Below are 17,076 nucleotides of genomic sequence, written 5' to 3' on the forward strand. Positions count from 1 at the left end.
CCTATATCCCGGCGGCCTAGGCCCGATAGCTTCGAACCCCCGCCGCCATGCGCCGGGCCAGCACTTCGGACAAGAGCAGGGCGGTCAGCGACAGCAGGATCGACGCGATGGCCAGCCGCGTGACCACGGCCTCTGCGCCGGGCGCTTGCAACGCTGCGTAGATGGCGATGGGAAGCGTGCGGGTTTCGCCCGGAATATCGGACACGAAGGTGATGGTCGCGCCGAATTCGCCGATGGACCGGGCAAAGCCCAATATCACCCCCGCCAGCACGCCGGGCAGCGACAGCGGCAGGGAAATGGTCAGGAACACCCGCACCGGTCCGGCCCCCAGCGTCCGGGCCGCGCCTTCCAGCCGTCGATCCACCGCCTCGATCGAAAGGCGGATCGCCCGCACCATCAGCGGCATGGCCATGATCCCGGCGGCCAGTGCCGCGCCGGTCCAGCGGAACAGCAGGGTGATGCCGAACCAGTCCGCCAGCCAGCGCCCGATCGGGCCGTTCGCGCCGAACAGCAGCAGCAATAGCCACCCGGTGACGACCGGCGGCACCACCAGCGGCAGATAGACCAGCGCGTCCAGCAGCATCCGGCCGGGGAAACGCCATCGCGCCAATATCCAGGCCAGCGCGAACGCAATCGGCAGCATCGCGCCGACCGCAACCGCGCTGACCTTGATCGACAGGGCGATGATCGGCCAGTAATCGGGCGGCAGGTCCAGCATCACGTCATGCTCCTGCGCTGGATCCGGCGGGCGGCCATCATTCGAAATCCATCTGGACGATATGCGCGGACAGGCGCTCCGCCTCCGCCAGGTCGTGGGTGACGTACAGGATCGGCACGCCCACCTCGTCCCGCAACCGTTCGACAAGCTGCAATATGTCGGCGCGCCGCGCGCGGTCGATCGACGCCAGCGGTTCGTCCATCAACAGGCAGGACGGGTGCGTCAGCAGGGCGCGGCCAATCGCCACGCGCTGCGCCTCCCCCATCGACAGGGTCGATGGCCAGCGGTCGAGCAGCGCCGCTATGCCAAGGAAGCGGGCCATCTCCTCCAGCGCCTCGGCGGCATCGGGCGAACGACGCACACCGTAGAGAAGATTGCCGCGCACCCGCAGGTGCGGGAACAGCCGGGCGTCCTGAAAGATATAGCCCAGACGCCGATGTTCCGGCGCGACATCGATGCCCCGCGCGGCGTCGAACAGCGGCACGTCGCCCACATGGATATGGCCGCCATCGGGCCGCAACAGCCCGGCGACCATGTTGAGTATGGTCGTCTTGCCCACCCCCGACGGGCCGAGCAACGCCGTCACGCCCTGCCCGGCATCGATCCTGCACGCGATCCGCCGGTCACCCAGGTCGCGCCAGACGTCGATGCGGAAAGTCGACCCGGTCGCAGGCGGCGATGGATCGGGACAGGCTGTCACAGCGGGGCGGGGAACGGACATTGCCGCCCTTGTGCCCCGATCCGCTCAGCCGATGCAAGCGCGCAGCGATGCCGCCCGCTGATCCATCGCGACGTGGGCATAAACCCCCGCTCAGCCGGGCGCAGCGGCCGATCCCGCCAGCAGCCCGCCATCGATATTCACCTCCGTCCCGGTGATATAGGTCGCCTCGTCGGACGCCAGCATGACCGCGACCGTCGCGACTTCATCGCTCGTGCCGAACCGCTTGAGCGGCGTATCGGCGACCAGCGCCGCCATCCGCGCCTCCCGATCCGGGCCATCGCCGATCATGCTTTCCCACATCGGCGTCAGGATCGCGGCGGGGTGGATCGAATTGCAGCGGATGGCCCAGCCCTGCTGCGCGCAATAGAGCGCCACAGACTTGCTATGATTTCGGATCGCCGCCTTGGACGAGGCATAGGCCGCCGCCAGCGGAATGCCGACCAGCCCCGACCGCGACGAAATGTTGATGATCGATCCGCTGCCCTGCGCCTTCATCGCGCCGATCGCGTATCGGCATCCCAGAAAGGTGCCGTCCAGGTTGACGTGGTGGACCGCCCGCCAGTCGGCCAGCGTCGCATGTTCAGGATCATGGGCGACCATGCCCTGCTCGAACCCGGTCACCCCGGCATTGTTCACCATGACGTCGATCACAGGAACCGCCTCGGCCAGCCGCGCCCAGTCCGCCTCCTCCCGCACATCCAGTGCGATGAAGCGGCAGCCGATTTCAGCCGCAGCCGCAGCCCCGGCCCCCGCATCAATATCGGTCAGGATGACGCGCGCGCCTTCGGCATGAAAACGCGCCGCGATCGCCCGGCCAATGCCGCGCGCAGCGCCGGTGACGACGCAAATCTTGTTGGTCAATTTATGCATGATATTCTCGAAACAGAGCCAGATGGGCGGATTGCTCCGCTGCTATAGGTCGTGCCGCGTCAGCGGTTACGCTGGTTCATTTCGATGACTCCTGTTGCCCTCAGATTAGGCAGATCGCCGCCCTGACGCAACAGGCTATGGCCTTATGTTCCCAAAACCTGCCGCTCATGGTCCAGCAGCCATGTCTTGGCGGCCAGCCCGCCGGCAAAACCCGTCAGCGCCCCGTTACTGCCCACCACCCTGTGGCATGGCGCAAGGATCGATAGCGGGTTGCGGCCATTGGCCGCCCCCACGGCGCGCGATGCGGTCGGCTGGCCGATGGCGCTGGCGATCGCGCCATAGCTGCGCGTCTCCCCGAACGGGATCGCCAGCAAGGCCGCCCACACCCGTTGCTGAAAGGCCGTGCCGCGCATATCCAGCGGCACGTCGAAATGCTGCCGCACCCCGGCGAAATAGTCCGCCAGTTGCGTCGCGGCCTGCCGCAGGACGGGATGGTCGGGCCGTGCCGCCGTCACCGGCAGGCGCACGCGCGCGGGATCGTCATCCTCCCACAACACCGCCACCAGTCCGGCGTCGCTGGCCACCAGCGTCAATGTGCCGACGGGCGAAGCAAACAGGGTCGTGGCTAGCGTCATGGAACAGTCTCCCTATCGGTTCCGCCCCTTGCGATCAAAGCCGCCTTATTTCAGGCCGCCGCCCATGGCACGATAGAGTTCGACCATATTGGTCGCACGGGTCAGCCGCGTCGCCAGCAGGCTTTGCTCTGCGGTGAACAGCGCACGCTGCGAATCCAGCGTCGTCAGAAAGGGATCGACCCCGGCCCGGAAACGCGCGTCCGACAGCGTATAGGCGGCCCGCGCCGAATCCCGTTGCGATGTCTGGGCTTCCATCTGCTGGGTCATCGTCCCGCGCCTTGCCAGCGCGTCCGCCACTTCGCGAAAGCCCGTCTGGACGCTCTTTTCATAGGTCGCCAGCATCGCGTCATAGGTCGCCCTGGCATAGGCCAGATTGCCCTTATTCTTGCCGAAGTCGAAGATCGGCAGCGAAGCCGATGGTGCGACCGACCAGAACTGGCTGCCCGACCCGAACAGGTTGGACAGGCCCAGGCTCAGCGAACCGAACGCCGCCGTCAGCGAGATATTGGGGAAGAAGGCCGCCCGCGCCGCGCCGATATTGGCGTTGGCGCTGCGCAACTGATGCTCCGCCGCCGCAATGTCGGGCCGCCGCAACAGGACGTCGGACGATATGTCGGCGGGCAGATTGTCGATCGTCGCGCCTGCCGCTGGCAGCGCATCGGGCAGGTCGCTGGCCGGAACCGTCGTACCCGCCAGCAGATTGAGCGCATTCTGATCCTGCGCCACCAGCGTCAGCGTCTCGGCGATCGTCGATCGTGCCGAATCATAGCTGGTCTGCGCCTGCCGTACCTCCAGTTCGGACGCGATCCCCTTGGCAAAGCGCGCGCGGTTCAGTTCCAGCGTCTTGCCGAACGCGCTTTCCAGATCGCGGGCGATGCGCAGCCGTTCCTGGTCCGCCGCCATCGTCAGCCACGCATTGGCCACCTCCGCGATCAGCGCGGTCTGCGCTGCGTTACGGGTTTCGACGCTGGCGAAATATTGCTCCTGCGCGGCCTTGCTCAGGTTGCGGACCCGCCCGAACAGGTCGATTTCCCACGCCGATATGCCGACCTGCGCCTGATAAATGTCTGTCCGACCCGACCCGGCGAGCGAAAAGGGCGAATCCTGATAGGTCGCATTGCCGCCCGCCGTCACACCGGGCAACAGGTCGGCGCGCTGCACCCGATATTGCGCCCGCGCCTGCTCCACATTGGCCAGCGCGACGCGCAAATCGCGATTATTGGCGAGCGCCGTGTCAATGACCCGCGCCAGCCGCGCGTCGGTGAAGAAATCGCGCCATGCCGTATCGGCCGGGACGATCGCCGCCCCGTCCGCCGCGCCATAGGCCGGCCCCTGCGGGCTGGTCGCCGGAACCGGCAGCGCGGGCCGCACATATTTGGGCGCCATGTCGCACGCGGCGAGCGCCAGCGACAGGGTGATGGCGCCCAGCGCTTTGATGTTACGCATCTCTTATGCCTCCTGCGGCGTGGCGGGCGTTGCCTGCTCTTGCGCCGCATCATGGGTCTTATGTTCACGGAACAGCCGCTTCACCACGGTGAAGAATACCGGCACGAAGAAGATCGCCAGCACTGTCGCGGACAACATGCCCCCGACCACGGCCCAGCCGATCGCATTCTGGCCACCGGCCCCTGCCCCGGTCGACAGCGCCAGCGGCAGCACGCCGAAGATGAAGGCAAAGCTGGTCATCAGGATCGGCCGCAGACGCAGCTTGCCTGCCTCCAGCGCGGCCGCGCCCGGCGACATGCCCTCACGCATCTTCTCTTCGGCGAATTCCACGATCAGGATCGCATTCTTCGCCGACACGCCAATCGTCGTGATCAGGCCGACCTGAAGGTAGATGTCGTTGTTCAATCCCGCCAGCGTGGCCGCGATCACCGCGCCCAAAACGCCCAGCGGCACCACCAGCATCACCGCGATCGGCACCGACCAGCTTTCATACAGCGCAGCCAGGCACAGAAACACGATCAGCATCGACAGAGCATAGACATAGGGCGCCTGCCCGCCGGACGTGCGTTCCTCATAGGAAATGCCGTTCCAGCTATAGCCGATGCCGGCGGGCAATTTGGCGGCATATTCCTCCATCGCCTTCATCGCCTCGCCGCTCGACACGCCGGGCGCGGGCGCGCCCTGTATGTTCATAGACGGCACGCCGTTGAACCGCTCCAGCCGGGCCGGACCCGTGACCCATTCCGTCGTGGAGAAGGCCGACAGGGGCGCCATGACGCCGCTGCTGCCCCGGACATGCAGCGCCCCGATCGAATCGGGGGTGGTGCGGAACGGCGCGTCGGCCTGCACGAACACGCGCTTCACCCGGTCGCGATCAATGAAGTCATTGACATAGGCGCTGCCCAGATTGGTGCTGATCGTGTCGTTGACGTCCGCCTGCGCGATGCCCAGCGCACCCGCCGCCGCCTGATCGACGGTCAGCTTCAACTGTGCGCTGTCCTCCAGGCCATTGGGCCGCACCTGCGCCAATCGCTTGTCTTGCATCGCCATGCCCAGCAACTGGTTGCGCGCCTCCAGCAACTTTTCATGGCCCACACTGCCAAGGTCCAGCAACTGGAAGTCGAAACCCGACGCATTGCCCAGTTCCTGCACCGCTGGCGGCACGAACGCGATGACCATGCCTGCGGAAATCTTGTGCAGGGCGGCATTGGCGCGCTCGGCGATCGCCATGACGCTGTTGTCCTGCCCCTTGCGCAGCTTCCAGTCCTTCATCGGCACGAAGGCGATGCCGACATTCTGGCCCTGCCCGACAAAGCCGAAGCCGGAAATGGTAAAGACCGCCGCGACATTGTCCTTTTCCTGCGTCAGATAATAGTCGCGCACCCGGTCCAGCGTCCGCTCCGTCTCCTCGATCGTCGCGCCGGTGGGCAGCGAAATCTGGTTGATGATGCGGCCCTGATCCTCTTCGGGCAGGAAGCCGGTCGGCAGGCGCAGGAAGATGACCGCCATGCCAACGGTCACCAGGCCAAAGACCAGCATGGTCCGGCCCCAGCGCCGCTCGACCTTCTCGACGCCCTGCCCATAGCGGACAACGCCCTTGTCGAACGTGCGGTTGAACCAGCCGAAAAAGCCCTTCTGCGTCGCATGGTCATGCCGGGCCGGTTTCAGGATCGTGGCGCACAGCGCGGGCGTCAGGATCAGCGCGACCAGCACCGACAGGATCATGGACGAAACGATGGTGATCGAAAACTGGCGGAAGATGACGCCGGTGGACCCGCCAAAGAATGCCATGGGCAGGAACACCGCGGACAGCACCAGGCCGATGCCGATCAGCGCGCCGCTAATCTCGTCCATCGACTTTTTCGCCGCTTCCTTGGGACTGAGGCCTTCATCCTGAATCAGCCGCTCGACATTTTCGACGACGACGATGGCGTCGTCGACCAGCAGGCCGATCGCCAGCACCATGCCGAACAGGGTCAGCGTGTTGATGGTAAAGCCCGCCGCATGCAGGATCGCGAGCGATCCCAGCAGCACGACCGGCACGGCAATGGTGGGGATCAACGTCGCGCGCCAGTTCTGAAGGAACAGGAACATGACGACGAACACCAGCAACACTGCCTCGATCAGCGTGTGGATAACCTGTTCGACCGACAGTTTCACAAAGGTCGAATTGTCGACCGGGAAGTCATATTTGACCCAGGACGGGAAATTCCTCGACAGCGTCTTGATCTGCGCCTTGACGTCCGTAACCGTGTCCAGCGCGTTGGCGCCCGGCGCCAGCTTTATGCCGAAACCGGCGGCCGGATGGCCGTTGAACTTCGCGCCGAAACTGTAATTTTCCGATCCCAGTTCGACCCGCGCGACGTCAGACAGCAGGACGACCGACCCGTCGCTGTTGCTGCGCAGGCGAATGGCGCGGAATTCCTCCGGCGTACGCAAGCGCGACTGGGCGGTGACGGTGGCGTTGAGCGCCTGGCCCTTTGGCGATGGCGTGCCGCCGATCTGGCCCGCCGATACCTGCGCATTTTGCGCCTGGATCGCGGCCTTCACGTCGCCCGTCGTGACGCCCAGATTGGCCATCTTGTAGGGGTCCAGCCACACCCGCATGGCATATTGCGCACCCAGCAACTGGGTGTCGCCAACCCCGGTGACGCGGCTGATCGGATCTTGCAGCGACGACGCGATAAAGTCGCCCGCATCCTGCTGGTCATGGATGCCGTCATCGGAATAGACCGCCATCACCATCAGGAAGCTGGCGGTCGATTTGGTGACGCGCAGCCCCTGTTGCTGCACTTCCTGCGGCAGGAGCGGCGTCGCCTGCGCCAGCTTGTTCTGCACCTGCACCTGCGCGATGTCCGCATCGGTGCCCTGCTCGAACGTCAGCGTGATGTTCAGGTTGCCCGCGCTATCGCTGGTGGACGAGAAATAGCGCAGATTGTCGATGCCCTTGAGCTGCTGCTCGATGATCTGGGTCGTCGTGCTTTCCAGCGTCTGGGCATTGGCACCTGGATAGCTGGTTGCGATGCCGACCGTGGGCGGCGCGATTTCAGGAAATTGCGCGACGGGCAGCGCCCTGATGGCGAGCAGACCGGCCAGCATGATGACGATGGCGATGACCCATGCAAAGATGGGCCGGTCGATAAAATAGCGGGCCATGATTTACTGCGCCCCGCCGTTGGACGCGGTAACCTGCTGCGGCGCACCGGGCTTGACGACCGTGCCGGCGCGCAGATTGAGCAAGCCTTCGACGATCAAACGGTCGCCAGGTTTCAACCCGCCGGTAACGATCCACTTGTCGCCCACCGGGCGATCGACCGTTACCTGGCGCAATTCCGCCTTATTGTCCTTGCCAACGACCAGCGCCGTCGCGCGGCCGCGCGCGTCGCGGCTGATGCCCTGCTGCGGCGCCAGGATGACCTGGCGGCGCTGGCCTTCCACTACCCTGGCGCGCACATACATGCCCGGCAGCAACAGCCCGTCGGGATTGGCGAAGGTCGCGCGCAGCGTCACTGCGCCCGACGTCGGATCGACCGACACTTCGGAAAATTGCAGCCGGCCCTCGATCGGATAGGTGCTGCCATTGGGCAGCAGCAACTGGATACGCGCGCCGTCCACGCTGCTGACGCCGCCCTTCTTCATCGCCTGCTTCAGGTCGATGATCTCCGCGGCGGACTGGGTGACATCGACATAGACAGTGTCGGTGCGCTGGATCGTCGCCAGCGGGTCCGCCTGCCCGGCCTGCACCAGTGCGCCCGGCGTGAACAACGAACGGCCGATACGACCGGAAATGGGGGCGCGAATGCGCGTGAAATTCTGGTTCACCTGTGCCGATTGCAGCGCGCCACGCTGCGCTGCAACATCGGCGCGCGCCTGCTGCGCGGCGGCGTCGGCATTGTCATATTCCTGACGGCTGACGGCGTTGATGCCGACCAGATCCTTGTAGCGCTGCGCCTGCAAGCTGGTGGCCCGGATCGCCGCATTGGCCCGCGCCAGCGCACCCTGCGCCTGCGCGACAGCGGCGCGATAGGGGGCGTCCTCGATTTCGTAGAGCAATTGCCCGGCCCGCACCATGCCGCCCTCGGCAAACAGACGGCGACGGATAACGCCGCTGATTTGTGGCCGAACTTCGGCGGTTTCCACCGCTACGATCCGTCCCGGCAGCTCATTAATCAGCGGCGCGGTGCCGGTCTCGAGCGTTACGACGCCCACGGCGGGTGGCGGCGGCGCAGGCGGCGGACTGTCCCCGCACGCACTCAGAGTCAGCGCCGACGCACACGCCAGCAGACCGATGAACTTCCCCTTTTGCATCGCGCATATTTCCGTTTTGATAGGATACTGATCGGAATGAACGTTCATTCCGCTTGCGCGGCAGGTAGGATCATGCCAATGTGAATTCAAGAGAGAAAATGTCTAGGAGGGCAAATTGGTTGCAGCGCAGCAAAAACAGACCGTACCGGAAAGGTCGGGTAAGGAGCGGATCTTGGAAGCCGCCCGAACGCTGTTCGACAGCCATGGCTTCCATCAATCCTCCATGGCCGAACTGGCCGTAGCAGCCCAGGTTTCGGTCGGGCAGATATATCGTCTGTTCAAGGGCAAGGAAGACATCATCGCCGCCATCGTACAGGCGGATTATGACGAACGCTGCATGCATATGGATGCGCTGCGCTCGCGGCTCGACGCTGGCGAACTGACGGTCGAACAGACGTTCGAGGAATTGCTGCTGCATGTCGTCGATGAAAAGGACGAAGCGCTGTCCTTCGACATTCTGGCCGAAAGTTTCCGCAACCGGCCGGTCGGGGATATGATCGCGGCGATGTGCGTGCGGTTTCGCGGCTATATTCGCGACTTTGCCTGCGCGGCCAATCCCGACCTGTCAGGCGAAGCGCTGGACGGCGCGGAAGAAATTGTCCTCGCCTGCCTGTTCGGCCTTGGCCATCGCAGCCTTTCGCGCCCCAGCCTCAGCGCAACCGACACCGCCCGCCTCTCCGCACTGATGATCGTCGCGGCGCTGCGCGCCATCTGCTAGACAAAAACGGGGCGCCGGACCAGCAGCGCCCCCCCCCCGGCTATTTCGCCTCGACCCCTTCGGGCAGGACAATCGCCGACCAGCTTTTGGCCGGAACCAGATAGCGGGCGGCCAGCGCCTGCAACTGGGCTGGCGTGACAGTCAGCATATCCTGCGCCATCGTCTGCATCGCCGCCACATAGCGCGCATCATGGGTCGCGCCTTCCATCTGGTTCATCCAGAAGGCATTGCCCGTCCCGGCCCGCATCAGCATCTGCCGCATCGGCGCGACCGCCCGCTGCAATTCATCCTCGCTGACCGGCGTCCTGGCCAGATCGGCCGCGGTCGATTTCACCACATCGTAGAAATAGGCGATCCGGTCGGGCCGCACCTGGCTCGTCACCAATATATAGCCGCCACTCTCATAGGAAAATGGCCAGCTATTCTGGACGCTGGGCGAATAGGCCGCACCCTCGGTCGATCGCAGCCGGTCGAACAGCCGGTCGTTGAAGATCTGTGTCAGTATCTCCAGCTGGCGCGCTTCCTTTTGCAGGGTGAAGCCCCCCGATGTCGGCCATGCCATGACGGCGGCGGCCTGTTCCTTGTCGCCCTTGTGCCGCAGCACGATCGGGGTTTCGACATGGGCAGGAAAGCGCATCGCCAGGTTGGCGGCGGGCACGGGCGTATCGGTGCGGGGCGGCAACGCGCCCAGCGTCTGCGCCACTGCCGCTATCGCGTCGTCCGGCTTTACCTGCCCGAAAATCTGCACCTCTATCGGTCCCGACGCCAGAATCGGTTCCCATGTCGCGCGGAAGGCCTGCGGCGTCAGCGCGTTGATTTCGGCCAGCGACGGGGTGCGAAACCGCACATCCTTGTCATGCAGCAACCAGCCCAGATCACGCCCCAGCACAGCGTCGGGCGAACGGGTCATGGCGTCATAGGCAACGGTCGCGCCAGCCTTGACCCGCGCGATCGGCGCCGGGTCCCATCCGGGCGCACCCAGCTTGGTCGCGAACAGGCGCAACTGGTCCTTATAGTCGGCCGGGCGCGTCACCGCCTGCAATTCGAACGCATCTTCGTCGATCGAAAAATCCATGCCCATGCGGCGACCATTGGTCAGGTCGTCCAGCTCGCGCTGGCCCAGCGTGCCGATGCCACTGGCCACCAGCGCATAATCCCCTGCCCAGCTCGCCACCGGCTTGACCGGGGAGAAGGCCTGTTGGCCATGACCGAAGCGTACGTTGATCCGCACCTTTTCCGTCTCGGCATCATTGGCGAACAGCGTCAGCTTCACCCCGTTGGAAAAGGTGATGCTTTCCATTCCGGCAAGGCCAATGGGCGTGCGGGAAACGACCGTGGCCGGCGCACCCAGCTTGGGCAGGTCCGCCATCGTCACGATCTTGTCGGCCAGCCGCGCATTGGTCGCCGCCTTGACCGGCGCGGCGACGGCCGCCGCCAGCTTCGCGTCCAGACCCGGCTGCGCCGTGCCCGTCACCAGCAGGGCGCGGAACACGCCCGCCGAAAACAGCCGGTTGGTCGATTCGACGATCTTGACAGGGGTCATGTTCGCCTTGCCAGAGCGGAAGATGCTGAGCGCCGCGTCGGGGCTGACCGTCGTTTCGCGAATATCGACCGCACTGATCAGGTCGCTCGCCTGTTTCGCGCCCGCCTCCGTATCGGCATTTTCGACCTGGATTGCCAGCGCCGTATCCATCTGCGCATATTCGCGGTCGATTTCGGTCTGGCTGGGCGGCGTGGTCTTGGCGTCCTCCACGATGCCGCGCACATCGGCCAGCGCCTTTTGCCAATTCTCGCCCACCGGGATGATGGTCATGAACGTACCATCGACCGATCGGCTGACATCCTGCTGCTCGACACTCGATTGCAGGAAGCTGCCACCGCTACGCGCCGCCTGCTCCAGCCGGCGGCTGATGATCTGCAACGCCAGCATGTCGGTCAGCTTGTCCTGATTGTAGAGGATAGTGTCGGCGCGCGGCTTCCACGGGCGCAGCCAAGCAAGCGTCAGGCCCAGCGGCACGCCCGGCTCCACCGCAACGCGGGTGGCGGGGAACTTGGGATCGGGCGCGCCGAAGTCGGGCATGGGCGCGCCCTTGCCGGGCACGGACCAGCCGCCAAACTGGTCCTTGATCAGCTGTTCGGCCAGCGCCGGATCAATATCCCCCGCTATCGCGATCACGGCGTTTTCCGGGCGATACCAGCGCTCGTGAAACGCCGTCATCTTCGCCGCCGTCGCGGCGTTGAGCGTCGCCACCGTGCCGATCGGCGCACGATCGGCCATGGGTTGCCCGGCGAAGAAATGCTCGCGACTGACGTCGGAAATCCGCGTCTGCGGCCCGTCGCTCTCGCGTCGTTCGGCCAGCACCACCGCGCGCTCGGCATCGACCGCGCTGTCGACAATATTGGGATCAGCCATCATCCCCGCCAGAATCTTCAGGCTTTCGCCCAGGCTCTGCGGCGTCGCCTGCGGCAGGTCGAGCGCATAGCTGGTGCCGGTCGGCGTCGTCTGCGCATTGCTGTCGCTGCCGAATGTCACGCCCAGCCGCTGCCAGATACGCTTGGATTCGCCATCGGGGACATGGCGTGACCCACGAAAGGTCAGATGCTCCATGAAATGGGCATAGCCCTGCTCGTCGGGCCGCTCCATCAGCGATCCCGCGTCGATCCGCAACCGCACGGACACCTGCCCCGGCGGCACGCCGTTGCGACGGATCGCATAGCGCAGGCCATTGGACAAAGTGCCAAACCGCCATGCGGCATCAATCGGCACATCGCTATTTTCGTAAAGCCACGGCCGCACCTTCGGCGCGAGCGCGCCTGACGTGGCGGCAGGGGCAGATTCCGTCCGGGCCGCCAGCGGCGCAGGCGCCCCCGACAGCAGCAGGGCAAGGACAGTCAGCGAAGCGGCGGCGCGCCGGGGGAACAATCTCATAGGCCGGGGAGCCTAACGGGATTTTCCTGAATGGCTACTGACAAAGATGGTCATGGGACGCCGCAAAATATCGTTCGCTTCGAGCGTGTCGGAATAGTTTTCCGACCACGCTCGAAACGAACGGAAGACTGCATCAGCGCGGCGCGCCGGTGCGCTGGACCGCGCCCTTGTGCGCGCCGACGCCACCGCCGCTGCGGCGACGGCGGAAGGGCCGCTTCTCGCCACCCTCGGCATCGGTGCGATGCGCCCGGTCGGGGGTACCGCGCTGCTGGCGCTGGCCATCCTGATATTTGCGCTGCCCTTCGGCGCGACGCGCCTGCTGCTGCGGCGTCTGGCTCGGTCCCTTCTTGGGGGCGGCAGGCTTGGGCAGGTTCCGCACCGCTTCCATGAAATTCTCCGGCAGCGGTTCGATCGCCAGCTTCACCCGCGTCGCCCGTTCGATCGCCTTGAGATAAGGCCGCTCATCGTCCGCCACGAAGCTGATCGCAACGCCTTCGGCCCCGGCGCGCGCGGTGCGGCCGATGCGGTGGACATATTGTTCGGGCACATTGGGGATTTCGAAGTTGATGACGTGGGACACGCCCGACACGTCGATGCCGCGCGCGGCGATGTCGGTCGCCACCAGCAGCTTCACCTTGCCCTGGCGGAACGCCTGGAGCGCGGTGGTGCGCTGGCCCTGGCTCTTGTTGCCATGGATGGCGAACGCCTCGATCCCCGCGCCTTCCAGGAAACGCACGACGCGGTCGGCGCCATGCTTGGTGCGGGTGAAGATCAGCGCGCGGTCAATGTCCTCGCTCTTCAGGATCAGGTGGAGCAGCGCCTGCTTCTCGGCCTGATTGACGAAGGTGGCGCGCTGTTGGACGCGCTCTGCGGTGGTCGATTGCGGCGCAACGCTGACCTTGACCGGATTGTTGAGGAACTGGGCGGCCAGCGCCTCGATTTCCTTGGGCATCGTGGCCGAGAAGAACAGGTTTTGCCGATCGGCGGGCAGCATCTTGGCAATGCGCTTCAATGGCTGGATGAAGCCCATGTCCATCATCTGGTCCGCTTCGTCGAGCACGAAGATTTCCGTGTCCTTGATGGTCAGCGCGCGCTGGTCGATCAGGTCGAGCAGACGGCCCGGCGTCGCGACGACGATGTCGACGCCCCCGGCCAGCGCCCGGATCTGCTTGCCGATGGGCACGCCGCCGAACACGGTTTCGACCGACAGCCTCAAAAAGCGGCCATAATCGCGGAAGCTCTGCGCGATCTGCGCGGCCAGTTCGCGGGTCGGGGCCAGCACCAGCATCCGGCAGCCCTTGATCGGCGTCGGCTTGGGGTTGCGGGCAAAATAGTCGAGGCTGGGCAGCGCGAAGGCGGCGGTCTTGCCGGTGCCGGTCTGGGCGATGCCGCACAGATCCTTGCCGTCCAGCAGCACGGGAATCGCCTTTTGCTGGATGGGCGTGGGTGTCACATAATTTTTGGAGGCAAGCGCCTTGGTGATCGGCTCGGCCAGACCAAAATCGTTGAATTGCATTTGGAAAACTCACAAGTGGGCCTTTACGCCAACTTGCACTGCGGACGCAGGAAGGGCGCGAGGCGGGTTACGAAACGACCCGCGTGAAAAGGGAAGCCTCAAGCTTGGCGCAGACTCTCATTGGCCGGTCCGTGATCCTATTGCGGCTGTTCCAGCCACCCAGGTTGCGGACGATCACGCTGCCAATCGCTATGGAACCATCATGGTCCCTCTGCTGCGCTGCAACGCATATGGCGAAGATGCAGGCAAATAGCAAGCGGCCGCGCGATGAAGCGCAGCCGCCTGCCCTTGGGAACGCGCCTTCGCACGCCCGTGGGGTTCAGTATATGCCGCTCAATCGCCTTACAGCGCGACCTCGGCATGCTTGGACTTCATCTCCTTGGACACATCACCGCCGAACATCATCTTGAACACGCCCGTCAGCGACAGGTCGGCCAGCCAGATTTCCGCCGTGCCAAGGTCGAAGCGCAGCATCAGCAGGTTGGGATCATTGCGACCGCCCTCATACCAGGCCTCAACCTGCTTGGACCAGTAGCGGTCGATCACCGCCGGGTCGGTCTCCTCGACCAGCGTGCCGTTGATGCAGGCGAACAGGCCATGATCCTTCGCCGCGAACTGGGCCATGGCGGGGCCGCCGGGGGCCAGGCGATTGTCGCGCGATGTATAGAACCAGAAGCAATGATCGGCATCGGGATCAAGCTGGGCCGTCATCGGCAGGCTATGGTCCTGACTATTGCTCAACCCCACCATGACGAAGGGGCTTTTGCTCATATCGCTCCAGAAATGTTCGCGAATATCCTTTGGCGTCGTCATTCTATCTCTCCTGCTGGGTCATTCCCAACAATCGACGGGTGCCAGCGAAGTTCCCGCAGCGCTTGATCTTGCGCCTGCAAATCGCCACATAGCGGCCATGCTGATAGAGACCGAACTGACGCCCAATCCGGCAACCATCAAATTCCTCCCCGGCCAGGCGGTCATGGGCGATGGAACGCGCGATTTCGCAACCCCTGAAGAGGCGGAGGCATCGCCGCTCGCCAACGCGCTGTTCGGGCTGGGCGATGTTACCGGCGTCTTTTTCGGCGGCAATTTCGTGTCGGTGACGATCGCGCCGGGATCGGAATGGCGGGACGTGAAGCCGGACATACTGTCGATCCTGCTCGACCATTTTTCCGCCAACATGCCGCTGTTCGCGCCGGGATCGGCCGCGGGCATAGCCGTGCCGCTGGATGACGACGCATTCGGCGACGACCCGCAAGACGCCGAAATCGTCGCGCAGATCCGCGATCTTATCGACACGCGCGTCCGCCCCGCCGTCGCCAATGATGGCGGCGACATCGTCTATCGCGGCTTCGACAAGGGCACCGTATTCCTCAAGATGCAGGGCGCCTGCGCTGGCTGCCCTTCATCCAGCGCGACGCTGAAAAACGGGATCGAGCAACTGCTCAAACATTATGTCCCCGAAGTGACGGAAGTCCGCGCGGTCTGATCGGGTCAACCTTCCCTTTCCACCATTTGGCAAATCGCGACAGATCGACTAACCGCAAGAAGGAAGGTTGAGGGGGGTAAGGTTTGCGCCTGCTGGTGATCGACACCGCGACACAGGCTTTGTCCGTCGCGCTGCTGGAAGATGGGGCGCCCGTTGCGCGCTTCCATGAAATTGTCGGGCGCGGCCATGCCGAAGCCCTGCTGCCCGCCATCGCCGCCCTGCCCGGCGGTGGTCGCGCGGATGCCATCGCCGTCAATGTCGGCCCCGGCAGCTTTACCGGGGTTCGCATCGGCATCGCCGCTGCCCGCGCGCTGGCGCTGGCTTGGCAACTGCCACTACGCGGATATAGCGCGCCGTCGCTGATCGCGGCGCAAGCGGCGCAACTCCATGCTGGCGACGGACCGATCGCGGTCACCATCACTGGCGGCCATGGCGAACTATTCTGGCAATGCTTCACCGCCGACGGGCTGAACGCGACCAGCCCGGTCGCCTCGACCCCCATCGCCGCCCTGGCGACGCAGCTCGACATCGACACGCTCTACGGCACCGGGGCGGAAGCATTGGTGACCGCGCGCGGCCATGGCGCCGCGGTCAATCTCTATCCCGACGCAGCGGACTATGGCCTGATCGCCGCCCAGCCCGCCCTGCCCGCAACGCCCATTTATGGCCGGGGCGCCGACGCGCAGACCATGGCGGAGCGCGCCGCGTCATGATGCCGGGTCTTGTCCTCGATACCTACGACCAGAGCGAGCGCAACGCGATGGCCGATGCGATGACGGTGATGGAGGCCGCCTTCGATCCGGTTTTTGGTGAGGCATGGACATTGCCGCAACTGGCCGGCGTCATGATGATGCCCGGCACCTGGCTGACGATCGCGCGCGTGGACGCGGCGGCGCTGGGCTTTGCGCTGGTGCGATCCGTGCTCGACGAATGCGAATTGCTGCTGCTGGCGGTCGACCCCGCCTGGCGTGGACGGGGCATTGGCGAAGCGTTGCTGCGCGACAGTTTGCGCACTGCGCGTCGCAGAGGCATTACATCCATGAACCTGGAAGTGCGCGCCAGCAACAACGCCGTGCATCTCTATGAGAAAACAGGCTTTGAATACGTGCATCGCCGCCCCGGTTACTATCGCGGCAATGATGGACAACTTTATGATGCTCTAAGTTTTCGCATCGACATGCTTGCTTGATGCCAAATGCTCTTGCGAAATTATCCGGCAAGGTTTAGCGAACACGTACCGTTCCTGAAATGAATCTCGTAGGACGGGTCGCGCAACAATAGCCTTACAGGATACAGGACAATGGAAATAGAATCCGCACAGAGCGAACTGCTCATTACTTTGACATCGGACATTGTCGCCGCGCATGTCTCCAATAACAGCGTGTCTGTATCTGACGTTGCTGCTCTGATCCAGAATGTCCACGCTGCCTTGTCGGGCCTGAGCGAACCGACTGCCGTGCCGGACGTCAAGCCCGAACCTGCGGTTTCGGTCCGTTCGTCGATCAAGCCGGACTTCATCATCTGTCTGGAAGATGGCAAGAAGCTCAAGATGCTCAAGCGCCACCTGATGACCCATTATCAGATGACGCCCGAAGACTATCGCGCAAAATGGGGCCTGCCCGCCGACTATCCGATGGTCGCCCCCAACTATGCCGAACAGCGCCGCTCGCTGGCCAAGAAAATCGGCCTGGGCACCAAGCGCCGCCGTAGCGGCAGCGCCGCAAAGTAA

Annotated in this window: 15 protein-coding genes; 5 read left to right on the plus strand and 10 right to left on the minus strand. The window is 64.6% G+C overall.

What is annotated here, in order from left to right; genetic code table 11:
- Positions 1-16 precede the first annotated feature (16 nt).
- The 7 genes from modB to AC07X9_RS08345 form a co-directional block, all read right to left on the minus strand.
- Entirely contained in the window at positions 17-718 is a 702-nt protein-coding gene (gene modB, locus AC07X9_RS08315) for a molybdate ABC transporter permease subunit (RefSeq protein ID WP_017184192.1), read from the minus strand.
- Between the two features lie 37 nt (positions 719-755).
- On the minus strand, positions 756-1,439 hold the full coding sequence (locus AC07X9_RS08320; protein WP_017184193.1) for an ATP-binding cassette domain-containing protein: 684 nt from the start codon (positions 1,437-1,439) through the stop codon (positions 756-758).
- Between the two features lie 90 nt (positions 1,440-1,529).
- Complete coding sequence (locus AC07X9_RS08325; RefSeq protein WP_017184194.1) at positions 1,530-2,309, minus strand: SDR family NAD(P)-dependent oxidoreductase; 780 nt, start codon at positions 2,307-2,309, stop codon at positions 1,530-1,532.
- A 143-nt stretch (positions 2,310-2,452) separates the two neighbouring features.
- The gene (locus AC07X9_RS08330) at positions 2,453-2,944 is read right to left on the minus strand and encodes a methylated-DNA--[protein]-cysteine S-methyltransferase (RefSeq protein WP_017184195.1); all 492 of its coding nucleotides are present in this window, start codon (positions 2,942-2,944) and stop codon (positions 2,453-2,455) included.
- A gap of 45 nt (positions 2,945-2,989) precedes the next feature.
- Positions 2,990-4,390 (minus strand): efflux transporter outer membrane subunit, encoded by a 1,401-nt coding sequence (locus AC07X9_RS08335; protein ID WP_017184196.1) that lies wholly within the window; start codon positions 4,388-4,390, stop codon positions 2,990-2,992.
- A gap of 3 nt (positions 4,391-4,393) precedes the next feature.
- On the minus strand, positions 4,394-7,546 hold the full coding sequence (locus tag AC07X9_RS08340; protein WP_017184197.1) for an efflux RND transporter permease subunit: 3,153 nt from the start codon (positions 7,544-7,546) through the stop codon (positions 4,394-4,396).
- A 3-nt stretch (positions 7,547-7,549) separates the two neighbouring features.
- Positions 7,550-8,698 carry an efflux RND transporter periplasmic adaptor subunit gene (locus tag AC07X9_RS08345; RefSeq protein WP_026002585.1) on the minus strand — a complete coding sequence of 383 codons (1,149 nt, stop codon included), beginning with the start codon at positions 8,696-8,698 and terminating at the stop codon, positions 7,550-7,552.
- Positions 8,699-8,870: 172 nt separating this feature from the next.
- Between AC07X9_RS08345 and AC07X9_RS08350 the strand changes: the two genes are divergently transcribed.
- Positions 8,871-9,416: a TetR/AcrR family transcriptional regulator gene (locus tag AC07X9_RS08350; protein WP_017184199.1), complete on the plus strand. Its 546-nt coding sequence runs from the start codon at positions 8,871-8,873 to the stop codon at positions 9,414-9,416.
- Between the two features lie 40 nt (positions 9,417-9,456).
- Here AC07X9_RS08350 and AC07X9_RS08355 read toward each other — a convergent pair whose 3' ends face one another.
- The 3 genes from AC07X9_RS08355 to AC07X9_RS08365 all read right to left on the minus strand — a co-directional run bounded on the left by AC07X9_RS08355 (position 9,457) and on the right by AC07X9_RS08365 (position 14,674).
- Complete coding sequence (locus AC07X9_RS08355) at positions 9,457-12,345, minus strand: M16 family metallopeptidase (protein ID WP_026002587.1); 2,889 nt, start codon at positions 12,343-12,345, stop codon at positions 9,457-9,459.
- Positions 12,346-12,478: 133 nt separating this feature from the next.
- Entirely contained in the window at positions 12,479-13,861 is a 1,383-nt protein-coding gene (locus AC07X9_RS08360; RefSeq protein WP_017184201.1) for a DEAD/DEAH box helicase, read from the minus strand.
- Between the two features lie 342 nt (positions 13,862-14,203).
- Complete coding sequence (locus AC07X9_RS08365; protein ID WP_017184203.1) at positions 14,204-14,674, minus strand: pyridoxamine 5'-phosphate oxidase family protein; 471 nt, start codon at positions 14,672-14,674, stop codon at positions 14,204-14,206.
- Positions 14,675-14,771: 97 nt separating this feature from the next.
- On the opposite strand from AC07X9_RS08365, the gene AC07X9_RS08370 reads away from it, so the two are divergent.
- From AC07X9_RS08370 to AC07X9_RS08385, 4 genes are all read left to right on the plus strand, one after another.
- Positions 14,772-15,347: a NifU family protein gene (locus AC07X9_RS08370; protein ID WP_017184204.1), complete on the plus strand. Its 576-nt coding sequence runs from the start codon at positions 14,772-14,774 to the stop codon at positions 15,345-15,347.
- An 83-nt stretch (positions 15,348-15,430) separates the two neighbouring features.
- On the plus strand, positions 15,431-16,060 hold the full coding sequence (gene tsaB, locus AC07X9_RS08375; RefSeq protein WP_017184205.1) for a tRNA (adenosine(37)-N6)-threonylcarbamoyltransferase complex dimerization subunit type 1 TsaB: 630 nt from the start codon (positions 15,431-15,433) through the stop codon (positions 16,058-16,060).
- Complete coding sequence (gene rimI, locus AC07X9_RS08380; RefSeq protein WP_017184206.1) at positions 16,057-16,536, plus strand: ribosomal protein S18-alanine N-acetyltransferase; 480 nt, start codon at positions 16,057-16,059, stop codon at positions 16,534-16,536. The genes tsaB and rimI overlap by 4 nt, the downstream gene beginning before the upstream one ends.
- 111 nt (positions 16,537-16,647) lie before the next feature.
- Positions 16,648-17,076 (plus strand): Ros/MucR family transcriptional regulator, encoded by a 429-nt coding sequence (locus tag AC07X9_RS08385; protein WP_017184207.1) that lies wholly within the window; start codon positions 16,648-16,650, stop codon positions 17,074-17,076.

The organism is Sphingobium sp. GW456-12-10-14-TSB1 (assembly GCF_059424385.1).